This is a genomic window from Deltaproteobacteria bacterium, from assembly GCA_018668695.1.
Lineage (GTDB): Bacteria > Myxococcota > XYA12-FULL-58-9 > XYA12-FULL-58-9 > JABJBS01 > JABJBS01.
The window spans coordinates 1-23,114 of record JABJBS010000382.1 but is presented as its reverse complement, the minus strand read 5'-3'; the positions used below and the strand labels follow the sequence as shown (position 1 = coordinate 23,114).

Genomic DNA, 23,114 nt, shown 5'->3' with positions numbered 1-23,114 from the left:
TGACCAGCAGAAAATCAACACCAAAAAGTTTCCGAAGTGTTTGGAAACCGGTACATTTCTAGTTGTTTTGCCGCTTTTAGGATGAATCGTTTTGGGTGCGGGCACTCTCGAGTTCAATCGTTACCGACCCCTGGGATTCATCTACAGTAATAAGTTCGTCGCCAACGACCATGTCCTCGATTGTCGTTTCGGAGGTGTCATGCTCTGATGACGTCGATACCGCTGGGCGGGTGCCGAAAAACTCAGGATACCGAAACTCCAGTCGTCTCACTTTTTCGCTGGCTCCCCAACTTGTATATGCGTTTCGAGCAATGTGTAGGCTCTTGACGGCTTTTGTGGCCTCTTTTCGCTCAAGGTAGAAACGGGCCGCGCATTCTCCCGTGATTCCAACGACCCAAAGGTATCGACCGTCCATACTCGTAGAGAGTGCTTCCTGGTAGAGGTGGTCCGCCTTGGAGTAGTCACAGGTGATGCGTGCGAGTTCGGCGGCGACAAGAGTATGAAGTTTCTTAAAGTTATCGGCCATGCGGTCAACGCATTGCTTCAGGAAGCGCTCGGTTGAGCGAAGCTGGCGTATAAAACGTTTTTGTTCCGTAATCGTCATTCCTTCGTAAAGCCTGGATTGAATCAGTGCATGGAAAAACGCATGGTAGGGAACCATTAATGTTCCTCGAAATTGGTGCAGGGATGAATTGATTGAACTTGAGCACTCAAGAGCTCGGCGGTATTCACCAAAGATATAGAGCACGAGGGTCTTTGAAAATTGGAAGTGCTCCGGCATGCCCAGCTCTTCCCAGGTCATTCGTGGAATCAGAACCTGGGCTTGCATACGTTGAGCTTCTTTAATCCAGGCTTTTCGTTCAGCTCCCTGCGGTAAGAAGTTATCAAAATCTCGCACACCTTGAGTAAGCGCGGCGTGAACATCTCGCATCAGTGTACAGCATGCGCTAAAATACCAATATCGTTTGGAGGTCGGGTCCATCACAAGGTAGCTATAATCCCGCTCAACCTGAAGAATATCATCGAGGTTGTTACTCAAGTGAATGGAGTAGAGACAAAGCTCGGATAAGGCGTGGTCTGCCCACATATAGTCACCATTTTCCAGGGACTGAATATAGGCTTGATAATAGTAATTTAAGGAGTCGCGCGCATCGTGAAACCAATGGTTCAAACGAGATGCGTAAACCATATAAGCCCGTCCGCTGCCGTCATCACCCTGATTAGCAAGCTCTAAGCCTCGCATTCCAAACCGCTCTGCACTTGAAAAATTTCCGTCAAGCAGCTCAAGAAGGGCGAAGTTGACGAATGCGTAGGAGGCTCCGTCGAGTTGACCGTGACGGGCAATTAAACGCATTGAACGTAGTATTAAAATGGCCATGAGTTGGGGTTGGCTTCTATAGACGGCGCCCAGGGCAATGGTCATAAACTCAAATGCTAAAATGTCGTTAAGTGGCACAATCGGCTTGTTTTTTGTTGTGGGGGCTAAATCTAAGGTTTTGAGATCAGAGGAAGCCATCAGCCTCTCGATACCTACACGTACACGGCCGGGTTTCGCTGAAATCGACATTCCGCAGGCGCTTAGACCCGCAACAACATCCTCAATGGCCTCATTGGTCCGACCGAGATTGATGTGCTGCTCAAGCCTTGTGAGCCAAATTTCCCGTTTCTGGTTGTTTCCAATCGACCGGCTCAGGAGATCCTCAAGTAATTTATCCGACTTCTCAATATTGCCCCGTATGGATTCAAGAGCAGCCAATTCCAACTCCAACTGGAAGAGTAGGGAGGGGTCGCTTTCTACAATTCTGCCGGTAAACCAAATGCCGTCTTTAATAAAATCGACCGCTGCGTCGTAGGATTTAGAGTCTCTGCAACGGCGACCGGCCTTGAGGTTGAGACGAGCCAACGTGAGGCATTCCTCGGGAGAGTCTATTTGTTGTGCCGAGACATTGAAGGCTTGCATCATGTTGATGAGGACTTCGTCGAGTTGTGTCTCACCAGCATCCGCTTGAATCACTCGAGCCCAGCGAAGCTTGGTTTGCTGCTCTTCATCCATTTCGAGCATAGCGTGGGCTGCTTCTTGAACCGCATCATGCACAAACCGGTACATGATGTCTTCACTTTGAGATAACCAGGTGTCCGTGGTGGAATTGGCGACACCCTCAGAGTCACGCATGCTTTCGAGCATACCAGGCTGAAAGAATTTGGTTTTATCACTGAACGCAATGAGGACCCCCTCGTTCAGTGCGTGCCAAAGTAATTGTCCTGCGTCTTGTATTGATAATTCCGAGACAAGAGACAATATTCGTAGGTCGAACTGATTACCCATGCATGAGGCCGCTCTTAGTAGCCTCTGTGTCTTGTTTGGAAGTTGCTTGAGTTTCTCAATCATCAAGTTGACAACATTGGCGGATATTGGGTGCGAATTAATCTCGTTAATGTTCCATAGCCATTGCGCATTTTGAGAATCAAAATTAATGACGTGGTCCTCATAGAGTCGTGTCAGGAGCTGCCTCAAAAAGAACGCATTCCCGTTTGTCTTTTTCATCAAAAGCTTGCCAAGGCTAAGGCATTTTTCTGATCTTGTATGAAGGGTGTTTTCAAGAAGCTTGAGGACGTCCTCTTCGAAGAGGGGCCCTATGCTGATGGACTGTGTGCGCCCGCCAGCTTCCTTCGTCTGATTGACAAGAGTTTGCATGCGCAGTGAGGCAGCCAGTTCATTGTCACGGTATGAGCCAATTATTAAGAGGTGTCGTTTTTGAGGCGACGTTACCAGCTTGCTCAATAAATCAAGTGAGCCCTGATCCGCCCATTGCATGTCATCTAAGAAAATAACGAGAGGCTGTGCCGCTGGGGTAATAGCATCGATGAAATGATTAACGGTCACATCGAAGCGGTCCCGATTGGCGAGGTGGTCTAAATTGTCTCGGTGAGGCGTGTCACCAATAAAACGTGATAGTTTGGGCGAAAGCTGAGTCATTAGGTCTGAGTTTTTACCTAGAGCGCTTCGCAGGGTTTGCTTCCATTGGTTTTGATTGTCCAGGGAAGTATCTTCAATATAATCGACCCATCCGTCAAAGGCTTGTGTGAATCCTAAATAGGGAACAGCTCGACTGAATTGGTCAAACTTTCCAGTAGTAGAGATCCCGCCATAGCGAACCAGTGTCTTGTATACCTCCCTAACCACAGCCGTTTTTCCAACACCGGGGGCACCGTGAATCATGATGAATTCCGTACGGCCAGTTGCTCTGACTTTTTCAAATGTCTCTTGAATACAAGCAATGGTGTCGTCACGACCATAGAGGCGCTCTGGGATTTCAAATCTGCTCGGTACATCGTGAACACCGAGCATAAACGTTTTAATGCTGCCGGTGAGTTCCCATTGGTCTTTAGCCTTCTCAAGGTCAAGGCGAAGACCCGTGGCGCTTTGGTAGCGTTCCTCGGGGTATTTCGACAGCAGTTTGCTGATAATTTCCGAGAGTAGTTCTGGGACGTCTTGGTTTATCTCACTGAGTGTGACCGGGGTTTCGGCGATATGAGCCCGAACGTAGTCCCAGAGGCCCTTGCGCCGAAATGGCGGCCGACCTGTTAGCATGTAGTAAAAAGTGGCACCGAGAGAGTAGAGGTCGCACCGGTAATCGAGACTGCGGTTCATCGCTCCAGTTTGCTCGGGGGCGATATAAGCTGGCGTACCTTTGAGATGTTGAATATCTCGAAGTGAGGGTTCGCGGCGTGTAAGTTTGGTTGCGATTGAAAAGTCGATGATTTGAACCCGGAGGTCGTCGGGTGAAACCAATATATTGGGTGGCTTGATATCTTGGTGAATCAGCATCGCGTCATGAATTTCAGAGAGACCTGAAACAATGCCCAGAGCGAGGGTAAAAAAGCTATCGAGAGCCATTTGGTTTCTTCGCGCGAAAACTCTCAGATCGATGCCTCGAAAATCCTCCATGACCAGGATGCTCAAACCGGGTGCCCGCTCGAATGAGAGAGGCCGGGTGCTGCCTTTTAGCTTGACGCTTGAAAGAAGCTCATATTCGAACTTTAGGCGGGCAGCTGCCTCTTTACCTACACGAGCATCATGTACCACTTTGAGAACGACCGTACCCGAGTCATCTTTGGCCCTTGCTCGGTAGACGGTACTTTCCTGTGAGCTGCCGAGGCGTTCGAGGACCAAGTGTCCCGCCAAGTGCGAACCGACCATACCATCTGAGGTGTCTGAGATTTGAGAAGAGGGCTCCTCCATAGCACTGCTGAGAATACTGGCTTTGTGGTAAGGAGGCTAGGCTAAGTTGCAATAGGAAGTTAGAGGGGTGAAAAGTTTATTGTTTTCATGTGCTTAGGGGGCGACCGAGGGGCGTTTAAAGAGCGCGATGCAGGCTCGGCTTGACCTTAAACCGAACACAACTTGCAAAACCTGTCATCTTAATCCCTTTGATTTAAACCTGGTATAGGTCCAGAAAACACAGAAGCGTTAAACCTGATGGTTCTTTTACTTGCAACAAGTATACGGCGCTCATTCGACCTACTTGGTGCAGGTTGTGAGAAGACGGAGCGGCTGAGGGTGCGGCTTAAGAGAAATACTTGGCCCGGTTTGAAATCAGCTTATTAGCCAAGCGTGTAGAGAACCCCATGATGGAGACCATTGGGTTAACGCCAGGTGCGTTTGGAAACACAGAGCCATCCATAACGAATAGATTTTTGACACCTCGGTATTCACCATTGCTATCAATGACTGTTTTGCTCTTGTCCTCTCCCATGGGGCAGGTGGCCATTTGGTGAGCGGTGAGCAAGGTATAGTCGTTAGGTGAGAATGACATCCCATCAAGCTTGTCGAGGTCTTTGAGGGAGTCGAGGCGGGTCGGTGTGGTGGCGATGGTGTAGATGTGGTTGGCGCCCATCTCAAAGTTGATTCGTGCTAAGTTTTTCATGCCGTGTCGAAATGAGAATATTTCATTGTCACTAAGCGCATAGTCAACAGACGGCATACCATTGGGTTTGACTCCGATAGATGCATGGGGTGTGCGGTCTCTGACCAATACAATTTGTGTGGCGTAATGGTTTAGGTTTCGCATGAAGTCTTTATGGAAACGGCCAAAGCCGGGGGCAGCAGTGGCTCCAAGCGCAGGGAATACTGGCGCGCCCTCCAGTTTGTAACCACTGCCGATGTCGTTGATTTGGAAAAAGTCTACCGTAGTGGATTGAGGTATGCCGTAAAAAGGATTGGCCGCTTTCTCATAATGACTCGCGAGAGCAACCACGGGATGACAGAAGAAGCTTTCGCCCAATACGCCACTGGGATTGGGTACGTCGCTTCGAAGCAGAAGTGCCGCTGTATCAAGAGCACCGGCGGCGGTGACCAATACCTTTGATTTTACCTTGATGTTGGCTCGTGGCGCGCCCGTTTCCCTATCGTGAATGACGCCTTCCACATTGGCATATACACCTTGCTTATGGACGATTTTTCCAACTCTGCAATTCGTGTAAAATTTGGCCCCTGCCTTCATCGCTCTTGGTATGTAGGTGAGCAATGCGCCTTGCTTGGCATTGAATGGACAACCGTAGCTGCAGGCCCCTGTACGCTGACAGCCGTCGGCATTTCGGGGGACGTTGTAAGCGTTGAAGCCTAGTTTCTTCCCGCCGGCGAGGAGCGAATGATTGTTCCAGTTGTGGTGGTGGTGAGCCGTGTAGGATGCATTGATTACACCTTCCACCTCTTCGAATAGGGGCTTCATCTCTGCAGATGTGAATCCCTCAAGCTTGAAGTCTTGTTCCCATTCTTCGAGCACATAGTCGGGAGTTCTAAAGCAGAGCATCCAGTTGATGGTTGTTCCGCCGCCTAGATTACTGCCTGTTAGAATGACCAGAGATAGGTCGTTGGACGCTCGTAATCCTTTTTCTGCATAAAGCTTGGTCATGCTTCGTTCAGTGGAATCAAAATCTTGCGCGTTGTAGTGACCACCGGCCTCTAAGCAGATTACTGAGAGTCCAGCCTCCGCGAGTTTGGCTGCCGCGACAGCTCCACCCGAGCCGCTGCCGATAATACAAACGTCGGCGGAGACCTCTAGGTCTTTTTCAATAGTATGGGGCTCTATAATCATCCTGCCTGCTCCTCAGAGGTCGTTTCGGTTTTCGGGCTTTCAGGTTCAGGTGAAATTTCCTCGGGCGCAAAGGGAGTGTCATATTGAAGATAGCCCATGGGGCCATCGTATCCGCAGTACTTCCAGGTTCTCTCGTCTGTCCAGTAGGCGATATTGCAGAGGCGTTTGACGGCCATAAATCCTTGTCGCCGTATGGGCAGCATGCTGGTCGCCCAGCTTTCTAGAACAGCCTCTCGTTGTTCCGGGGAACATGATATGAAGCGTTTTGGGATACCATTAAAGAAAAGGCTGACAAAGCCGCTGTCGAATATCGCGAGCAGCTGTCTAAACTCGTCTTGAATTGCCTCATCACGCCAAGAAATCATTTCGTCAACGCGAGCCACGACGCCCACATCCTGAATGGTTGGCTCACCTTTTTCGAGAGTGGGAATGAGGGTTTCCGCGATGGCTTCCAAGGTTACGAGCTCGGCCGGATTAAGTGCAAATCGCTTGGTGAGTTCGTACTTTTTCACGAGGTGGGCGGGGGCCGCACAACCCGTGAGCAAGGTCTCAGATGCTCCCAGCAGTACAACACCGCTTATCGTCTGTTTTAAAAAGGCACGCCGACTTGTGCCTTTAACATTTTGATTCATGAGCCACCCCGTTGCCATTGATTGGGAATCATTAAGAGTACATCACGCACTTTGAGGCGCAGGCAAGAAGTTCCAATTTAACGAAGTGGGCAGCTTAATAACGCAGTGCGTTGTGACTCGGGCGTAGGGGCGATTCTCTGGTCGGTTTGTTGCGTGCGGGGAGTGTGGAGATGTAACTCTCAGGGAGTCGTTGGTGGTAACTGCACTCTTGGTTTATGCTGAAGAAAGAGTTTTGAATGATGAAAGGTGAGCTTATGCGAATCACGGCATTTTTGGTGGCTATCACCGTACTTTTGGGTTCTCAGTTTGGCCATGCGGCGCAATTGGATTTAGCTCAGGGAACCCAAAGCGTGAGCGGATCTCTGAGTCTTACAATCAACCCTGTTGAGAACTACCACAGGTTATTACTTTCACCTTCGTACAGTTATTTCGCAACTGAAAATGTTGAAGTAGCTCTGGGTCTAAAATATCAAACTGATATTGGAGTTGAGACGACCAGCTACCTCGGAGCAAATCTAGGAATTTTCGGTTACCTTGATCTGGGTTCCTTGATGTTCAAATCGGGTGCCTCAGTGGGTTTTGTTTCCTATATGGGTTCTGGGGATAGCCCAACCGTTATTGAGCTTACTGTCCCGATTTCACTCGTGGTCCCGCTTAGTAATGCAGTGGCTCTTTATTGTGGAACGAATCTTGAAATCCAATTTCGCCCAGGGGGGGGCGCAAATGTACTGATACCCGTCGGATTGTTGGGCTTTCAGGCGTTTTTCTAAAGAGGATTTGAGAGCGACCGGTTAGAAGACCGGACGAGCGCGCTGAACTGAGGCAGCGCTCAACCAGGAGCGTGTTCACCGGCTGCCATGGGAACTACAATGAAAGCCAAAGTGAAAGCTTGAACTGTCTTAAACAGAACAGCTCATGTCTTGGCCACAACAAAGTGGTGACTTGATTTTACCGTGACCGTCAGGACACTTGGATACCTGAACTGTCGTGCCATCGCCTTTGGTTAATTCGTCATTCACCAGGGCTTTGTCACAATGAGCGCAGGTCGCATTTACAGCCATGTCGCATTTGTCGCATTTATAAGTAGCCATCGAATTACTCCATTTTGTGAGACCCTGACGGGCAGTTGACTTGAGATGGTACCACCGGGCATGCTCTCAAAACAACAGTTAAAGAATTTAAGAAGTGTAGTATTGTGGGTGGGGGCCGGGTTCTGATCTCACGACAAGGCTGCAGGGAGCCGCCGAAACTCCAGGGCTGGCCTAATCATCTGGATGTTAATAATTAATTGCCCATAAATAGAGTGGGGGCGACTAGTTTTTTGAGGGTTCAGTCCAAGAAATGGGTTCTCCGGTCATGCCTGGGAGGCGATTGGCGGAAATCCCTAAGTATTGGAGCACTGTCGGCGCAATATCAGTTTGCTTAATGGGGGCACTACCGCTGAGTTCACCGAGCTTTGGGATGCTTGGCCCCCTTAGATAGAGCCAAATTTCATCGGAGCCAGGCACTGCAAGTTTGTGATGGTGCCAATCTGAGCTGGTGCGGCCTCGGCCATGGTCCGTGGTGATGACGAGTAATGTTTGGCCTCGATAAGCCTCATCCGAATCGATGAAGTTTACGAGCTCTTCAAGGCAAGTATCAAAATACGTCGATGCCCAAAGTACACGCGCATACCGTTTATCGTGAGCCCAATCATCGGTCTCTCCAAGCCCTAAGTACAATGCTTTGGGTTTTTGAGTGCGCAGGTAATTCAGAGCGAGTTCACAGGTGATGTAGTCATGCCGTACTTCGGTCCACGGGGTGAGCTGTTCGAACTGGCGCCTGCTCAGCTCTTTGGTTCGAGCGTTTGTTCCAGGTCCGCTAAATTCTTGAAAGCCGGCATTGATGACAAATCGGCTGGGGTCTTTGGCTGCGATACTTTGGAATCGTTCCCATGAGGCAAAGAGGGCAACCTCAGAATATTTGAGATCTCCATGGTCTTGGAACGCCTCAAGTAAAGTTTGAGCAGGCATAGGTTTTTTGAGGTTACTGGTAATCTCTTTGTCGAGTGCTTGCCCCGTGAGAATTTCGGCGTAGCCAGAATATGATTTTTGAACCTGATTGGTAACGTTGACGAAGGAGTTTTGGTTGCGGTTACCGGCGAGCACACCTTGCTGCGCGAGCTTGCCCCAGAAATAAGGAAAAAGGAGTTTTCGGCGGGCCTGGGGACTGGGATCAGAAAGTCGCTTGGCAAGTTTGTGATCTGCATCCCGTTTCATCCCGGCTTCGCGCATGGACTTTAGCTTGGGGTCAATCCCCGTGAAGAGTTCCTGCCAGCGCAGGCCATCGACCGTTACCACGATGAGACGTGTGGCTGCCTTGTCGGAGGCGGGCGCGGGTGCTGCGTTTAGGCTAAGTATGAGTATCAGCGGTAATGACCAGTGTTTCATCCCGTGCTCCTGCTTTAGATCAGCTCGAAGAGTAGGTTTAATTGTAATAGAATACAACTGAAGCCATGGTCGTCGTTCGGGTACCAGGTGGGCGGTACGGGCAACCAAGCCTATCAGGCAATTGGCTATTGCTTTGCCGCTAAATGCTTAGCATAAATCTAAGAGCCTCATACGAAGCGAGTCGTTAAACGTGCGGATATCTATATTCTTGTTGCTCTTGTCGGTAATTTCTCTCGGCGGTCCTGCTCATGCGACTGAAGTAACCGGAGAGGGTTCACCTGAGGCCTCGGCTATTAAGCATGTGGTGATGCTTGGAATCGATGGTCTCTCGGTTGATGGTTTGGCCAAAGCCAAGACACCTCATTTGGACAAATTGACCGTAGGAGGCGTATTCTTAAGTCGCAGTCGAGGCGTTATGCCAACCAAGAGTGCACCCAATTGGTCCTCCATTTTGACGGGAGTGTACCCGTCGCAGCATGGCATTCATTCTAATCAATGGTGGTGGTTTCGATTCAAACGAACTCAGGGCTATCCCACCATTTTTACCGCACTTAAGAATTCGCGACCTCAAAGCGAAGCCATCGCTCTCTATGAGTGGAAGCAGTTTGGGCGACTGTTTAAGTCAGCTGAATTAAAATCCAGTTGGTGGGTGAAGGATAGAGCGAAGCTTACGAAAGAGCTTTCCAATGCTCTTAGCTCAGGTATGCCAAGCCTCACGGTCGTTCATATGCTCAGTGCTGATACGGCGGGTCACGAGCATGCTTGGATGTCGGACGAATACATCGAAGGTGTAGAATATGCTGATGGCCAAGTGGGTGCCATTGTCGAACTTCTAAAAGCTAAGGACGCTCTTAAGGATACGCTGATTGTGGTGGCAACGGATCACGGCGGAGTGGGGAAGGGTCACGGCGGCGACAGCGAGACCGAGCTTTATACGCCTGTTATTTTTAATGGTCCGGGAATTAAAAAGGGGCTTCGTCTTCACGGTATGACCCAAAACGTGGATATCACGGCTACCCTTTATCGAACGTTGGGCATTCAATCTGAAGTTGCCCTTAAAGGAATTCCGCTCAAGGTTATTTGGGAGTAGCCATGGAGGCTGTTTAGAAGTCGTCGCGGTACTTTTCAGCAAGCTGCGGTGAAAGGCTCATGCCCAGTGGTAGGAGATTATGCCCGATGCCCATAAACACTGTTCCTTGCATCCAAGACACATGAACCGCGAGCTTTTGGCCCCAGACCTCTAACCACTTCGGGTAGATGTTTACTTGAAGACTCGCCGCCAATACGAAGTTGTTGTTTTGAAGCGTGTTCGGTTCCGGAGCTTTCTCGTCATAGAGCGTATTTACATCGTCAAAACCCTGCTTAGCGACCACCACAACGAGGGGATTATCATTTTCAGAGTATGCCCCAAAGATACACCACCGCATTTTACCAGGTGCTAAATCGCCATTTGGCAAGAGCTTGAATCGCCGAGCTTGAAGCCCCCAACCGGAGGACCATTGAGTCTGATTGTCGTTGTGGGAATAGGTTAGACCCAAAGCATTGATGAGATGACCGGACAAGCCGGATATGCTTACGCCGCCCCAAACGTCAACTCGGGCCCACATCAGTTGTCCTGTGTTATAAAGACTATTGGTTAACGGGTTGTAGGATGTTTGGAATGTCCAGTCTCTGAAGTGCAATGTGTCGGCGAAGAAGCGCGAGACATCGTCACTGAGAAACATGACTTTACCAATCCAATCGAAGAACAATAAGTCGGCAAGCGCATCGGCAGATCCCGTTTTAAATTTCTGGGCTTGAACTGCTTCGTTAAGCCAGTGTCCGGCGTAAAGCGTTAACCAGGAATAGAGCTGAGGGTACTCCGCGCCTTTGTGAGTATAGTACTCAGTCATCATTCGGTGCCGGAAACCGCCGCCAAGGAAATGCCAGAGGTAATTGGGAATGAATGCTGGCGGCCCACCGGTGAGTGTATTGAGTGGTAGGATTTGTTGATAGAGAAAGTTCTTGGCGCCATAAGACTTGATGGTTCCGGCGGGGTCACCGAAGGCCTGTAGTACTTTCTTCTGGCCGTTTAATAAATTCAGCTTACTCAGGGGGCGGGCGTCATATTCTTCTAGCCCCGACTCGATGATGATAGCCCATGGGGTGTGAAAGGCGTGGGCGCCGATGCCGTCGGGGTTATAGAAGATAAACTTCTGCTCAGCATCGTTCACGGCGTCGAGATCGGGCAGAGGCTTTAAAGCTTCTTTAGGTTCTCCCTTGGTGGGAGCCTGCGTTTCCGGCACAAGAGCGGGTTCTGCCACGGGTTCTGCGGTGGGAGTGGCCAAATAGGTGATGAGGACAATGAGCTTAAGCATCTGAATACACAATCATTAACGGGCAGGGACGCACCTTTTAGATAGTAAAAGGTCCTGGGTTAAGTTCGAGCCCTCTCTTTGTAAATCGGTCGTGACGAATACAGGTTTCGCCGTATTCATCAAAAAGCGGAAAATTGCTACGGAATCCGCTTAAAAAAATCAAAAAATTGATGAGTTAATGTGTCACCTCAGATGTTTGCGGTGGGCGAGGGCTCGTTTTGAGAAAACACTCGGTTGATAAGCGGCCAATGACTCGACCTGCCGACCACTGCACTTGCTGAAGTCTATTTAATATATTCCACTAAGTGTTTTTATTTCAGCTAAAAGAGACCCGAGGACTTGGATGCATGTGAGGTGGTGCGGGCAGGTAACGACGGTTTCAGGTTACAACCTGAGCAATGCAGCAAATAGGCTGTGCTACGTGCTGGTTTTTGTTTTTTATAAATAATATTAGCTACTTAGGGGTGTTGATGGAGCATTCAGCACTGTTTTTAATGAACTTCCGGGACGATTAAATGGTCGTTTGATACCCATGAAAAGTAAATAATCCGGATTCAAGCCTCGCTCTTCTGGCTGTATCGGCTTTACGGATGGGCAATCGACATTTATGGTCAGGTCGGATGTTGTGCCTATTTTCGGTACATCAGCCTACGGGACATGGGGAAAAAAATGAATCGAAGATTGATAGGTCTGGCGCTTGCGCTAAGCGTGATGGGTGGTTGCAGCGAAACTCAGGGGATTGCTGAGGACGTTCCAAAAGTTCGGCATTTTACCAATAAAGCCATAGCAGGTGTGAGCATGGGCGGAGGCGCGGCGGCACAGCTCGCGTTAAGCCAGCCCGAACGCTGGGATTTTGTTGGAATCCTCGGGGCCCCTCTAATTGACCTGCAGGGATTTAGTCGCACGATTCGCCGCGGCTGGATGGGTGGGTTCTGTTCGCTTGAGTATCTCGAAAGCCTGCATGCTTCAGGTGACGATTTAAACTCAGACAATAGTTTTTGTGGTCTCTACACCGAGCGTGCCACGAAGAACCTGCAGCCTGAGCAAACAGTTGTTCCCAATGAATGGTTGGGGCAGGACGCATTGCCAATGTGGGAATTTATCAGCGATTACCATAACTGGTGGAGAGGGCCGAATGGAGGCCGAGGTGCCAGCTATGGTCGTCATTCCCTGATTAACTCTATCGAAGATATTTTGAAGGCCTATGGCAGTCCACTTTATGAATTGAATCCCGATATCACGTGGGCGGCGCCAGGTGTAACCCGTGAGTGGTTGGCATTATCTACTCAAGAGCGCTGTGATAACCCAATTGTGAATCTAAATTTTTACAACGCTGAATATAATCCCGAAGGGAAGTACCCAGTGATCACTTTTTGTGACGGTCATGAAAATGATGGTGCACACAGTGAAGAGGCGGTACGGGCTCGGTTAACTCCAGATACGGCTCGCAACAAGTCTCAGGCTTTGTTTTTGGCGGTCGATATTAACAGCAACGGTCGTCGTGACTTTGGTGAACCGGTCATCCACAACTCATCTGAGCGTTACGATGATTTCGGGGCCGACGGTATACCGAGCGATCTTGAAGATGGCTATGACCCAGAAGTGAATCCTGATCCAGCTGGGGATGATTACGACCCCTTTAACAATCCGAGTGGTAGCGAAAACAACTACTGGTTTGATGAAGGCGAATCCTATTTGGATGACGGCATCGATGGCGTACCGGGCACTGGAGATTTTGGCGAGGGCACGGGGGGCTTTGACCGCGCTCCTGGTTGGGCACATGCTGAGAAGTTTGATCCCCATAAACTATTGCAAGACGTTTCAGCGGAAGATCTTGAGCGTCTCACAATATACATGGATGCAGGTATTCGCGATTTCCTAAACACTGCGATTCATTCAAATCGGTTTTTCGGTGAGCTGGAAGCACGGGTGGGCAAAGAGAACACGAGGACCTTCCAAGACTTTTCGCCTTTAGGTAAGGGGTTAAAGGATTTTGACCATTTTGAGCCCGACTATGAAAAGCTAACGCAGTATTCCTATGTTCGTTATGGGAACGTTAATGCTAGCCCATATGAAATTGCTCAGGGTGACGGGAATCACGTCGGAACCATTGACCAAGTGGTCGACCGGGCCATTGGAGCATTTGCGATAGCGCAGCATACTTGGCCACACGCGGACCATGAAGTCGTGGCAAACCCGATTGGCGATACACGATACTTTGGCAGTGACACTTATGAGAGTCAGACCTTGGGAACCACGCAGGAATACTCTTACATCTTGCCGCCAGGTTACCTTGACCCGGAAAATGCCGACAAACGTTACCCAGTATTGTTCTTCCTCCATGGACAAGGACAACACCACACAGACCAGCTTGCCTATTCTATTTTTACGCAATCAGCGATGGTCGAGACATCAACCGCTCACGTGGCCAAATGGGGCAAATTTATTCTTATCTATCCAAATGGGCGATGCCCGAGTGGTGTTTGTTCGAGCGGTAATTTTTGGACGAATTTTGCCGATGGTGAAAAGAGCTTGCAGTTCTACGACGACTTTTATGAACTCGTGGATTTGGTGGATGAACGCTACCGTACGCTCGACCCTCAATAGCGGACAGATATTTCTAGGTAATCTGCGCAGCGCCTCTTAATTCTTGGCTAAGGCGGCAGTAAGGAAGCATTGACTGTGTTCAAGGTATTCTTTGATCTGCCCGACGCTCCATTTTTTGTGATTTGAGCAAAGAACCAGCACGTTGCCACAACCTTCCCAGGTGGTGTCACCGCTTTCAATGATTGCCTCAACCATCGTGTTGTCGAGGAAGGCATTCAGGTTTTGCGCGGCAGTACTTTGAACTCCATGCTTTTTGTTAAGCTTGGGGTGACTGGCGAGTTTTATTCCACCAGAGCTTGCCCAAGTGTTAAGCGGTGGGGCACCATTATCTGTGGTCTGTGTGGTACCAAAGACTTCAACTCCAGCCTCCTGCAGGCCTTCGGCCAATTGACTTCCAGCATCTTTGACCATGCCACCCATTTTCATCATGGGATTTTCACGGAAAATATAGAAGTGCGGGAGGTTGAGTTCTGAATGCTTTATAAGAATGACACTGCGTGAAGCTTGAGCCTGGTTGCCCATAACCGTCACCATGTAGTCCATTTCGCAGAAAGTTGTTGAGGCAGGACCATTTTGGCCTTGAATAAAATGGTAGCAAGTTGTTTCAGGTGCTTCATGGAGTGTGCGGAGGTTTGGGTTCAGTTTGAGGAAGTTCTCGTCAGCTTCTGAGAAAGTGTAACCAAGCGAAGTGGCCAACCCTTGGAGCTTGCGACTCCGAATTTTCTTACCAAAGATGACAAGTACAGCGACGATGCAAAAAACTAAAAGGATTAACAATCCAATTAATGATTCTATTTCTTCTGGCATAATATTGACTCGTTTCGTTTCAGTAGGGAGGGGAGAATTCGCGGTATACGCTATTTAGCGACCATAGCAAGGTGAACGGGCATAGTTTGGGCACGACGTAGAGCTAGAGAACATCTTGCGGAGCTTGGGTGTAGTAACCGCGGAGAGTTGGGGAGCCGCAGCGAGTGCGGCGACATTTACGGCTGTCCCAAGCATCGTGGAGTGTGCCGTCAACGACCGCTGCAATATGGCCAGTCATGACAGCGATGTGGATACCGCGTGTGGGGATGTCCTTAAGGTAGGCTCCCTTTGTGAGGATGGGTACCCAGCCATGGTCGCTTAAGTACCGATGGTAAATAGCTGCGGTGGTACCGTGGTTGGTGGTTGTTTCGAAACCACCGGTCATTTCCTTGTTGAGGGCATCGAGCTCGGCACGCACCTCTCGGTATGGGATTTTAAGAGCAATGGCGATGGCTCGTGCGACACAGTCGCCAGCATTTTTGCCTTTCCAGCCGGCCTTGAGCCTTCCTCCATCATTTTTTTGAAACTTCATAAACTGAACCTGGGGTGCGGTTTCGGTTGAGGCGGCGGACGTCACCAGGTGGCAAACTCGGGTACCGGTGTAATGTCGTCTTGGGCCGCTCTCGCAACCAAGTTACCAATAGATTTTACGGGCCAGCTTTTCTGGACGAGATTGATTATCCAAGTAGGTATCATCCCTTTTGGATCGGTGATGACCTCCACTTCAATCTTTGTCTTTCCACCGGGCAGGGCGGTGAATCGCCAGTAAGCGCGGCTTAACCAACCTCTAACACAGCAGTCGGTCTTGGGGGCGCGGTCGTCATCCACCGAATGAACCACCACGGCAATGCTCTTGGCGGCTTGATCGATGTTGATGTTTCGGTGAAAAACAAAGTCACGGTTGGATATGGGCCACGGCGAATAATACTCGGAATAATAACGAACAGATGGCTCACCTGGTTCGGAAATTTGTTTTGTCTCTTTGAGTCGGTCAATCCATTGAGTTTGCAAAGAAACGTTTCGAAACAATGACCAGATTTTGGAGATATGCAGGTCAACGTTACCGTTGCCACGAACGCCTAGAATATCCATCTGTGGGATATTAGCCCGGGTAACGGAGATTCCTTCGGTCGTGTCCAAGGGTTCCCAGACTAAGTTGTCGAAGTCGATGGGCTGAGGCGCGGCAACCCATGTGGATAGAAGAAAAATCAAAGTTGTCATGTTCAGCCCTCAGTAATCCATCATAACCCAAGAAACATCCAATTGGCTCATACCTTTACGCTTATCGCGACTCAACTCTTGGAGTTCGGACGCAATTTGGGAGCCGCGGTTAAATCATGGGGTTCTTGGGTCATCTTAAGTTACTTACATTACTTACAATATATAAACATTCATTGTGCCTAATCCATTTGACAGTACGGCCAGAAATATTAAAACTAGCGCGTGCTCATGATTCCCTCAAAGAGTTGAGTTGTTTGGTTGAGCCTGGTTCAATATCCACCCTCGTGCGCTTCACTCCAAGGCGCTTGGGAACACATCTTTGAGGAGAATTCGTTGAAGAACTATCTTAGTATCGTCGCGGCACTTGCTTTAGTGGTCGGGTGTACTGAATCTAAGTCGCCTTTTGATTCAGCCTTAACGCTCGACGATGTAGCTTCGCCGGAATCCTATTCGATTGAAGACGCAGGCAGTAGCTCCTTGCGGCGTCTTACACGAAGCCAATTCAGTGAAAGTGTACGGGCCTTACTCGGGGATACCATTGTTGTCCCTAAATTATCAGAACCGGACACCATAGAAGGTGGCTTACTGTCAATTGGAGCGTCAACCACAACTTTCAGTCCGCGTGGTGTCGAAACGCTTGAGTCCACCGCGTATTCTATTGCCGAGCAAGCCGTTGAAACAGGCGCCCATTCTAGCTTCCTCTCGTGCACGGCGCAGGGTGTCGTCGACGATGCTTGTACGAATAGTTTTATCGAGTCCTTTGGGAAGCTAGCTTGGCGACGGCCGTTGACGACAGCGGAGGTTGATGAGATTCGCACGGTGGCAACGCTTGCCTCTCAAACGCTTAGCAGTTTCGAGCAGGGCCTTGTGTTTGCGATGGCCGCGATTCTTCAATCGCCATATTTTCTCTTTCGCGTTGAGCTTGGACCAGAACTCGCAGCCGGGGCTCAAAGTGAATTTACGAGCTTCGATTTAGCGTCTCGTCTGAGCTATTTTTTATGGAATGCCACTCCAGACATTGAGCTTCTCAACGCTGCCGAGAGTGGTCTCCTTGCAACCCGTGAAGGCCTCTTTACTCAAGCAAGTCGGCTTTTAGAGCATCCGAATGCTCGCCTTGGGATTCGTAACTTCTTCTCCGAACAATTTCAGCTCCAGAAGCTGGAATCTTACTCAAAAGACCCTGAGATCTTTGAACATTTTCACAACGAATTGGGTGCCAATGCTCGCGAGGAAACCTTGCAGCTTTTGGAGTATATTGTCTTTGATACAAACGGAGATTTTAGAGATAGCGTGACGGCGGACTATGCATTCGTAAATGCTCGCCTCTCGGCTCTATATGGAATTCCGGCTCCAGTAAAAGAAGGGTTCGGTTACACGGAGCTTACTCCGGAGAGCAAGCGTGTTGGACTATTAGGTCAGGCATCGTTTCTCGGGCTACATGCTCACCCAGTGTCATCTTCAGCGACGCTTCGTGGAAGGGCTGTTCGAAATATTCTTCTCTGCCAGTCAGTTCCTGCGCCGCCTGTAGATGTCGACACATCCATTCCTGAGCCAAGTGGTACCACGCTTACACTAAGAGAGCGCGTTGCGGAGCACCTTACCGAACCAGGTTGCGCTGCTTGTCACCAATTTACAGATCCTATTGGTCTAGCTCTTGAGAACTTTGATGGCATAGGGCGATTTCGTGAGAGAGATAACGGTGAAAGAATAGACGCCTCGGGTGACCTCGATGGTGCCAGGTTTGAAGATATGACCGGGCTGGCTGCGGCTGTTCGGGAGCACCCGGCGTTTGCGCCGTGCATGGTTCGAACTTTATCCCATTATGCGATGGGTCGAGTGGCTACTCAAGAAGAGAGAAGCTGGGTAAGCACTTTGTCAGATAGATTTGAAGGACACGGCTACCGTATGAAGAGACTCATCATGGAGTTCATTATGAGCCCACTTTTTACTAAAGTGGGTGCGCCGCAGGAAGTCGAGGAGTCACCATGAAAAGTAAGAGCTTAAACCGCAGAACGTTTCTCAAGGGTGCTCTGGCCGGAGCAACCGTTAGCATTGGTCTTCCGCCACTGGAGGCTTTTTTAAACAGTAACGGTACGGCCTATGCGTCGGGTTCAGGTTTCCCGAAAAGGTTTGGCCTCTTTTACTGGGGTAACGGTGTGCATCCGGACCTTTGGGTACCTGAAGATACAGGTGTTGACTGGACGCTTTCGCAACAACTCACTCCATTTGCTGATTTAAAGAGCAACATCGCGGTACTAACTGGTTTCGAGGTGCGTACGCCCAATGATGACCCACACCTATCAGGGCCAGCTGGGCTCCTCTCAGGCGCAGCGGTCCTAAACCCCAACAGTGATAACAAGGTTTTTCAACGTCCTTCCATCGACCAGGTTTTGGCCGCTGAGATTGGTGGAGAAACCAGGTTTCGGTCACTTGAGGTTGGTATTGAGCCGGGTACATCTGGGCTCTCCTATATCGGGCCCGAAAGTAGAAACCCACCAGAGTGTGATCCTGCCTTGTTCTTTGAGAGAATCTTCGGCGCTGGCTTTACAGCGCCAGGTGATGACCCCATCGTGGATCCAAAGCTTGCCTTAAGGCGAAGCGTGCTCGATGTGGTGATGGGGAACGTAAACGAGTTGAACAAGCGGTTGAGTGCTTCGGATAAGATTCGGGTGGATATGCACCTCTCGGCCATTCGTGACTTGGAGTTACGGATTGCTCGAATGGAGGAGGATCCACCAAGCCTTGCTGCTTGCTCAAGACCTGCTGCGGCGGTAACGCCTGCGGATATCAATGGTCGACCGGATATGAAGCAGCGTTCTGCATTGATGACAGAACTTTCAGTGATGGCTTATGCTTGTGACCTTACGCGAGTGCTTAGTTATTATTACTCCGACGGCGTTAGTAATTGTCTGTATCCGAACGCTACTGCAGGCCATCATCAGCTTACGCATGATGAGCCCGGGGATATGCCACAGGTGCAAATGATTACTGAAAGTATCATGGAAGATTTTGCCGCTTATCTATCGGCGCTGCGGGCTGTTCCTGAAGGGGATGGCAATCTCTTGGATAACAGTCTTATTCTAGGAACCACCGACGTGTCTTACGCACGTACTCACCAAATCGATGAGTACCCACTGATTGTGGCAGGAACAGCGGGCGGGGCAGTGCAAACAGGTTTCCATTACCGCTCGAGTACGAGTGAGAATGCTTCCAAAATCCCGTTCACTATTTTGAACGCGATGGGTGTATTGAGTGATGAGTGGGGGCTGGATGACGGCCGAGTTAATTCGGGTGTGGGAGCAATGGAACTATGAGAATTCTTTTATTGGTTTTCACGGCCTTCTGCGCGATGGCCTGCAGTGCTGGAGAGAATGGTGTAGAAGTGGAAGGTGGCTTCGTTTTACCCCAATCACATGCGAATGTTATTCGCCAATTTGAGTTTTTCTCACAAGAGTCTCCGGGTGTGTCTGATGGGTTCGACTTAGATGGTGTCAATTCGACTGAGCCGGTCGAAGACTACTGCTATACGACCGATAGCACCGATAGTGCAGGTAATGGGGGGATCGATAATCAGCTGGCTTACGTTTGGTCTGACCTAGAGGGCCTTGTGGGCGAAGCAACTCAAGGCTTGATTCAGGGTGCCATTAATGAGGGCCGATTTCTTATTATGATTGAGCTTGAAGGTGTAGATGACCTCGTGAATGATGACGACGTGACCGTTCATATTTTGCGAGGAATCGCAGATCCAGACATCGGCACCAAAGGGCTGATAGCTCCCGACCAAACATTTTACGCCGACGAGGAAGGTTCATCGTCTATGGTGGAGAATGCGCAAATCATTGATGGGAAATTAGAAGCAGGTCCGGTGGAATTCACAGTTCCAATCAATATCCTGGACGCTAATTTCGGTATGCTGGTTCGTTCTGGGAAAGTTCGTATCGACATCAATGAGGACGGCTCGTTCGATGGTCTACTGGGCGGATTTATCAAGCCAGCTGAGTTTATCGCCGACCTGATGGACACAGGCGCCCGCGCCGAGGCAGAGCTTATTGGTCCTTTCTTTGAGGACAATACTGATTACAACCGAGTTGATGGCAAATGCACCGATTTCTCTGCGGCTTTTAACTTCTCTGGAACCACCGCATTTGTGGTAAGACAGTCTGTTCCTTCTCCATAACAACCACCATTATCTTTAAACGGGCCTCACCTTGGCGCCTTGTTCTCGCTAATCCTTGTCTTTGCTCGCCCGGTACAACTATAGGGCTCACTGGCTTGGGAATTTTCAATCATGATCCCTCCAAGAAAGAGAATAAGCATGAAAGACCGTCCATTTCGCATACTGGGTCTGCAACAGATTGCCTTAGGTGCAGAGGATAAATCCGAGCTTTCAAACCTTTGGGTAAACCTTTTCGGCTTGTCGAAGGTGGGTGATTACGAAAGCGAAAAAGAAAATGTGCGGGAGGATATTCTCGAACTTGGACAAGGGCCTACGAAGGTCGAGGTCGACCTCATGGAACCGTTGGATGTGGATGCTCGCCCTCGGGTGCATCAGCCTGCCTTGAACCATATAGGGCTCTGGGTAGACAATCTGCCGGTCGCTTACGAATGGTTAGAAAAAAGTGGCGTTCGGTTTGCACCGGGTGGGATTCGCAAGGGCGCTTCCGGTCACGATATTTGTTTTATCCATCCAAGAGGCAATGAGGATTCACCCATCGGTGGAGCTGGCGTTCTGATTGAGTTGGTCCAAGCTCCTGAAGAGGTGATTGCCTTTATGGGGCAGTAATCGAGTTCGCACGTTAAAATACGATTCCTGCCTGTATAAACGGACCCACCGATAAGTGGAGAAGGTTCATGACGTATTGGCTGTCGTCGAAGAGAGGGCCGCTCTCATCGTCGTCGTCGTCGGCAGGATCTGTTGGACGCCCACCGGCGGCTCTTAGCTGAATGCGGCCTCTTACACCCACTCGAACAAATCCTCCCAGGCCATGCAGTGCGTAGGACCGAAGTTGTAATAGAATACCGGTCTCGATCTCGGCTCCAAGCGTAAAACCCAGTTCCCATGCCATCTCATCGTCAAACCCTGCCGGTATTTCCAGTCTCTCATCGGCTATACCCAGGAGAACACCACCCTTAAGTTTGCCGTCGATATAGGGCCTGAACACGTTCACTTCATACTTGGCGGTGTAGTCTAAGAGCGAGTAACCAAGGCTGAGAGAGAAATCGAGCATCTCAGTGTTGCGAATACCACTGTCTAAGAAGGTGTATCGCATATCTCCACTTTGGATGCCCCATGCATACACAGGCATAGGCGCATTTAGTCGACCAAATTCAAGTCCTATTTTAAGACGAAAGTCATTGAGTAGGCTAACCTCAAGGTTCTGGTAGTTGGTATCGAATGCCTGAGACAGGTTAGGCTGATCTGGGACATTCATGACGCCTTGGAGTCGTCCCCATTCAAACCTCAACTGCACATCATAGTCTAAAAATAGTTTTTCCCAGCCTGCGAAAGCTGTGACGACTTGGAATAGGCGCTTGGCACCGATGCCGATTGAATCCTCTAAAGAGTCGCTGAGGACTGAATGCAGGTAGGTTGCGCCGATTTTTGTTGTTCCAATCTTCCCCTCCAGAATGGCCTGAGTGCTCAAAGCTGGAGCTAAGTCATATTCGGTGTCGATGGTTTGCGGTGTGTCATCACTGATGAAGGAAACCAAATGGTGGTGGTCATAGATGGCGCCGAGTCCGCCGAGAAAAAATGTTTTTTGTGGCTCACGTTCCCATCCAGTGGGTTCGGGCTTTCCGCTATCGACCAAGGCCTGCATGGATGGGTAGTGTCGAAATATTTGTTTACCCCTGAGAACATCGTCATTCCAGGTAAGGAGAATGGAGCCATCATCTGCTACTGCACCGTCTAGATTCCATCCTATATTGCGATTGGGTTCCCAAGTGAGGTCGGTGATTGTTTGTCTGTCATCTTCTTGGTGAACTATTTTCAAGCCCTTGTAGAAGGCGTTTCGGTAGAAATAGTAAACACACGCCCAGGCTTTTCCGTCGGGCCGTGTAAGCATGCGCTGGGCCAGGCCTGATTCAGGTAGACCGATGATTTGCGGCGCTGGTTGGCCGCCGAGCAGAGAGACCTTAGCCACTGTTAAGGACTCGGCATCAGGGTTCATATAGGAAACCATCATGGTGTCGTCGTTAAGCAGAGCTGCATCCCAGGAGTAGATGTACGGGCCCAGGGAAGACGTCGCGTTGTTCTTTTGAATATGTAAATGATTACGGGAGGCGCCGATTTGCTTACCGCGAATGGGTTTTGCGTTGAACGTGATTTCGCTGCCTTGACTGTCGGTCATCCATAACGTGTCTGAGAGAAAGCTTTTTTTCTCTTGGGTACCGTCGCTCGACTGAATCCAGTAGCTTTTGGTTGTCTCGGTTACTGGTTTCTTGTCGACGGTTTTTTCTATTGTATGACTTTGGACAACTTTAAACTGAGCGATTCCATTGGGGCTGATGAGAGCACCTCGAAATGAGTGCCTGTAGTAAGACTTATCCGTGGATTGACGCTCGGTTAGAGTTTCGTAACTGCATGTGTTGGCTTCGGGGAGACAGGTTGCCATGGAAACCATTGATTTCCATTTGTCGTCCTTCTCAGCGCTGGTTCCGCTTATAATGGCGATCACACGACCATCATGGCCAACGGCAATATCCACATCGTTTGTCTGGTATCCATTGGGCATCGCGAACGCATGCCGCTTCATAATACCAGTGCCGGCTTTCCATATCTCAACCCGTTCATCATGCTCGATGGCGAAGCGGCCCTCAGTGAGGCCAATGATACGTTCAGGCTGTTGCTGGCCGAGGTCACTGACGCTGCTTTGTGAAAGGGTCTCTCTGGGCAAGAGGAGTGAGAGGCTACTTAAAGTGATCCATAAAATAAACGATTGTCGCATGGTGGTCCTCCGAGCC

General features: G+C 49.7%; 17 protein-coding genes. 7 read left to right on the top strand and 10 right to left on the bottom strand.

Annotation, left to right across the window (positions count from 1 at the left end; genetic code table 11):
- Positions 1 to 76 precede the first annotated feature (76 nt).
- The 3 genes from HOK28_22285 to HOK28_22275 all read right to left on the bottom strand — a co-directional run bounded on the left by HOK28_22285 (position 77) and on the right by HOK28_22275 (position 6,730).
- Positions 77 to 4,243 carry an AAA family ATPase gene (locus tag HOK28_22285; protein ID MBT6435836.1) on the bottom strand — a complete coding sequence of 1,389 codons (4,167 nt, stop codon included), beginning with the start codon at positions 4,241 to 4,243 and terminating at the stop codon, positions 77 to 79.
- Positions 4,244 to 4,568: 325 nt separating this feature from the next.
- The gene (locus HOK28_22280) at positions 4,569 to 6,098 is read right to left on the bottom strand and encodes a GMC family oxidoreductase (protein ID MBT6435835.1); all 1,530 of its coding nucleotides are present in this window, start codon (positions 6,096 to 6,098) and stop codon (positions 4,569 to 4,571) included.
- Entirely contained in the window at positions 6,095 to 6,730 is a 636-nt protein-coding gene (locus HOK28_22275) for a gluconate 2-dehydrogenase subunit 3 family protein (protein MBT6435834.1), read from the bottom strand. Before HOK28_22275 ends, HOK28_22280 begins: the two co-directional genes overlap by 4 nt.
- 236 nt (positions 6,731 to 6,966) lie before the next feature.
- On the opposite strand from HOK28_22275, the gene HOK28_22270 reads away from it, so the two are divergent.
- Positions 6,967 to 7,500 (top strand): hypothetical protein, encoded by a 534-nt coding sequence (locus HOK28_22270; GenBank protein MBT6435833.1) that lies wholly within the window; start codon positions 6,967 to 6,969, stop codon positions 7,498 to 7,500.
- 129 nt (positions 7,501 to 7,629) lie between these two features.
- On the opposite strand, the gene HOK28_22265 is transcribed toward HOK28_22270, so the two are convergent.
- Both HOK28_22265 and HOK28_22260 read right to left on the bottom strand, forming a co-directional pair.
- Positions 7,630 to 7,821, bottom strand: coding sequence for a hypothetical protein (locus HOK28_22265; GenBank protein MBT6435832.1), 192 nt, complete (start codon positions 7,819 to 7,821; stop codon positions 7,630 to 7,632).
- 222 nt (positions 7,822 to 8,043) lie between these two features.
- Entirely contained in the window at positions 8,044 to 9,159 is a 1,116-nt protein-coding gene (locus HOK28_22260; GenBank protein MBT6435831.1) for a hypothetical protein, read from the bottom strand.
- A 190-nt stretch (positions 9,160 to 9,349) separates the two neighbouring features.
- On the opposite strand from HOK28_22260, the gene HOK28_22255 reads away from it, so the two are divergent.
- Positions 9,350 to 10,249 (top strand): sulfatase-like hydrolase/transferase, encoded by a 900-nt coding sequence (locus tag HOK28_22255; GenBank protein ID MBT6435830.1) that lies wholly within the window; start codon positions 9,350 to 9,352, stop codon positions 10,247 to 10,249.
- A 13-nt stretch (positions 10,250 to 10,262) separates the two neighbouring features.
- Here the strand turns inward: HOK28_22255 and HOK28_22250 are convergent, their stop codons facing one another.
- A complete protein-coding gene (locus tag HOK28_22250) occupies positions 10,263 to 11,516 on the bottom strand; it encodes a hypothetical protein (protein ID MBT6435829.1) in 1,254 nt (417 codons plus the stop codon).
- A 669-nt stretch (positions 11,517 to 12,185) separates the two neighbouring features.
- Between HOK28_22250 and HOK28_22245 the strand changes: the two genes are divergently transcribed.
- Positions 12,186 to 14,123 (top strand): hypothetical protein, encoded by a 1,938-nt coding sequence (locus HOK28_22245; GenBank protein MBT6435828.1) that lies wholly within the window; start codon positions 12,186 to 12,188, stop codon positions 14,121 to 14,123.
- A 36-nt stretch (positions 14,124 to 14,159) separates the two neighbouring features.
- On the opposite strand, the gene HOK28_22240 is transcribed toward HOK28_22245, so the two are convergent.
- From HOK28_22240 to HOK28_22230, 3 genes are all read right to left on the bottom strand, one after another.
- Positions 14,160 to 14,930: a hypothetical protein gene (locus HOK28_22240; protein MBT6435827.1), complete on the bottom strand. Its 771-nt coding sequence runs from the start codon at positions 14,928 to 14,930 to the stop codon at positions 14,160 to 14,162.
- Between the two features lie 103 nt (positions 14,931 to 15,033).
- Positions 15,034 to 15,462: a hypothetical protein gene (locus HOK28_22235; protein ID MBT6435826.1), complete on the bottom strand. Its 429-nt coding sequence runs from the start codon at positions 15,460 to 15,462 to the stop codon at positions 15,034 to 15,036.
- Positions 15,463 to 15,503: 41 nt separating this feature from the next.
- Positions 15,504 to 16,151, bottom strand: a complete 648-nt coding sequence (locus HOK28_22230) for a hypothetical protein (GenBank protein MBT6435825.1) — start codon at positions 16,149 to 16,151, stop codon at positions 15,504 to 15,506.
- 333 nt (positions 16,152 to 16,484) lie between these two features.
- Here HOK28_22230 and HOK28_22225 point away from each other — a divergent pair, with 333 nt between their 5' ends.
- The 4 genes from HOK28_22225 (at position 16,485) to HOK28_22210 (ending at position 20,934) form a co-directional block, all read left to right on the top strand.
- Positions 16,485 to 18,140 (top strand): DUF1592 domain-containing protein, encoded by a 1,656-nt coding sequence (locus tag HOK28_22225; protein ID MBT6435824.1) that lies wholly within the window; start codon positions 16,485 to 16,487, stop codon positions 18,138 to 18,140.
- Complete coding sequence (locus HOK28_22220; protein ID MBT6435823.1) at positions 18,137 to 19,465, top strand: DUF1552 domain-containing protein; 1,329 nt, start codon at positions 18,137 to 18,139, stop codon at positions 19,463 to 19,465. The genes HOK28_22225 and HOK28_22220 overlap by 4 nt, the downstream gene beginning before the upstream one ends.
- The gene (locus HOK28_22215; GenBank protein ID MBT6435822.1) at positions 19,462 to 20,328 is read left to right on the top strand and encodes a hypothetical protein; all 867 of its coding nucleotides are present in this window, start codon (positions 19,462 to 19,464) and stop codon (positions 20,326 to 20,328) included. The genes HOK28_22220 and HOK28_22215 overlap by 4 nt, the downstream gene beginning before the upstream one ends.
- 138 nt (positions 20,329 to 20,466) lie before the next feature.
- Positions 20,467 to 20,934 carry a VOC family protein gene (locus tag HOK28_22210; protein ID MBT6435821.1) on the top strand — a complete coding sequence of 156 codons (468 nt, stop codon included), beginning with the start codon at positions 20,467 to 20,469 and terminating at the stop codon, positions 20,932 to 20,934.
- 13 nt (positions 20,935 to 20,947) lie between these two features.
- Here the strand turns inward: HOK28_22210 and HOK28_22205 are convergent, their stop codons facing one another.
- A complete protein-coding gene (locus tag HOK28_22205; protein ID MBT6435820.1) occupies positions 20,948 to 23,098 on the bottom strand; it encodes a hypothetical protein in 2,151 nt (716 codons plus the stop codon).
- Positions 23,099 to 23,114 lie beyond the last annotated feature (16 nt).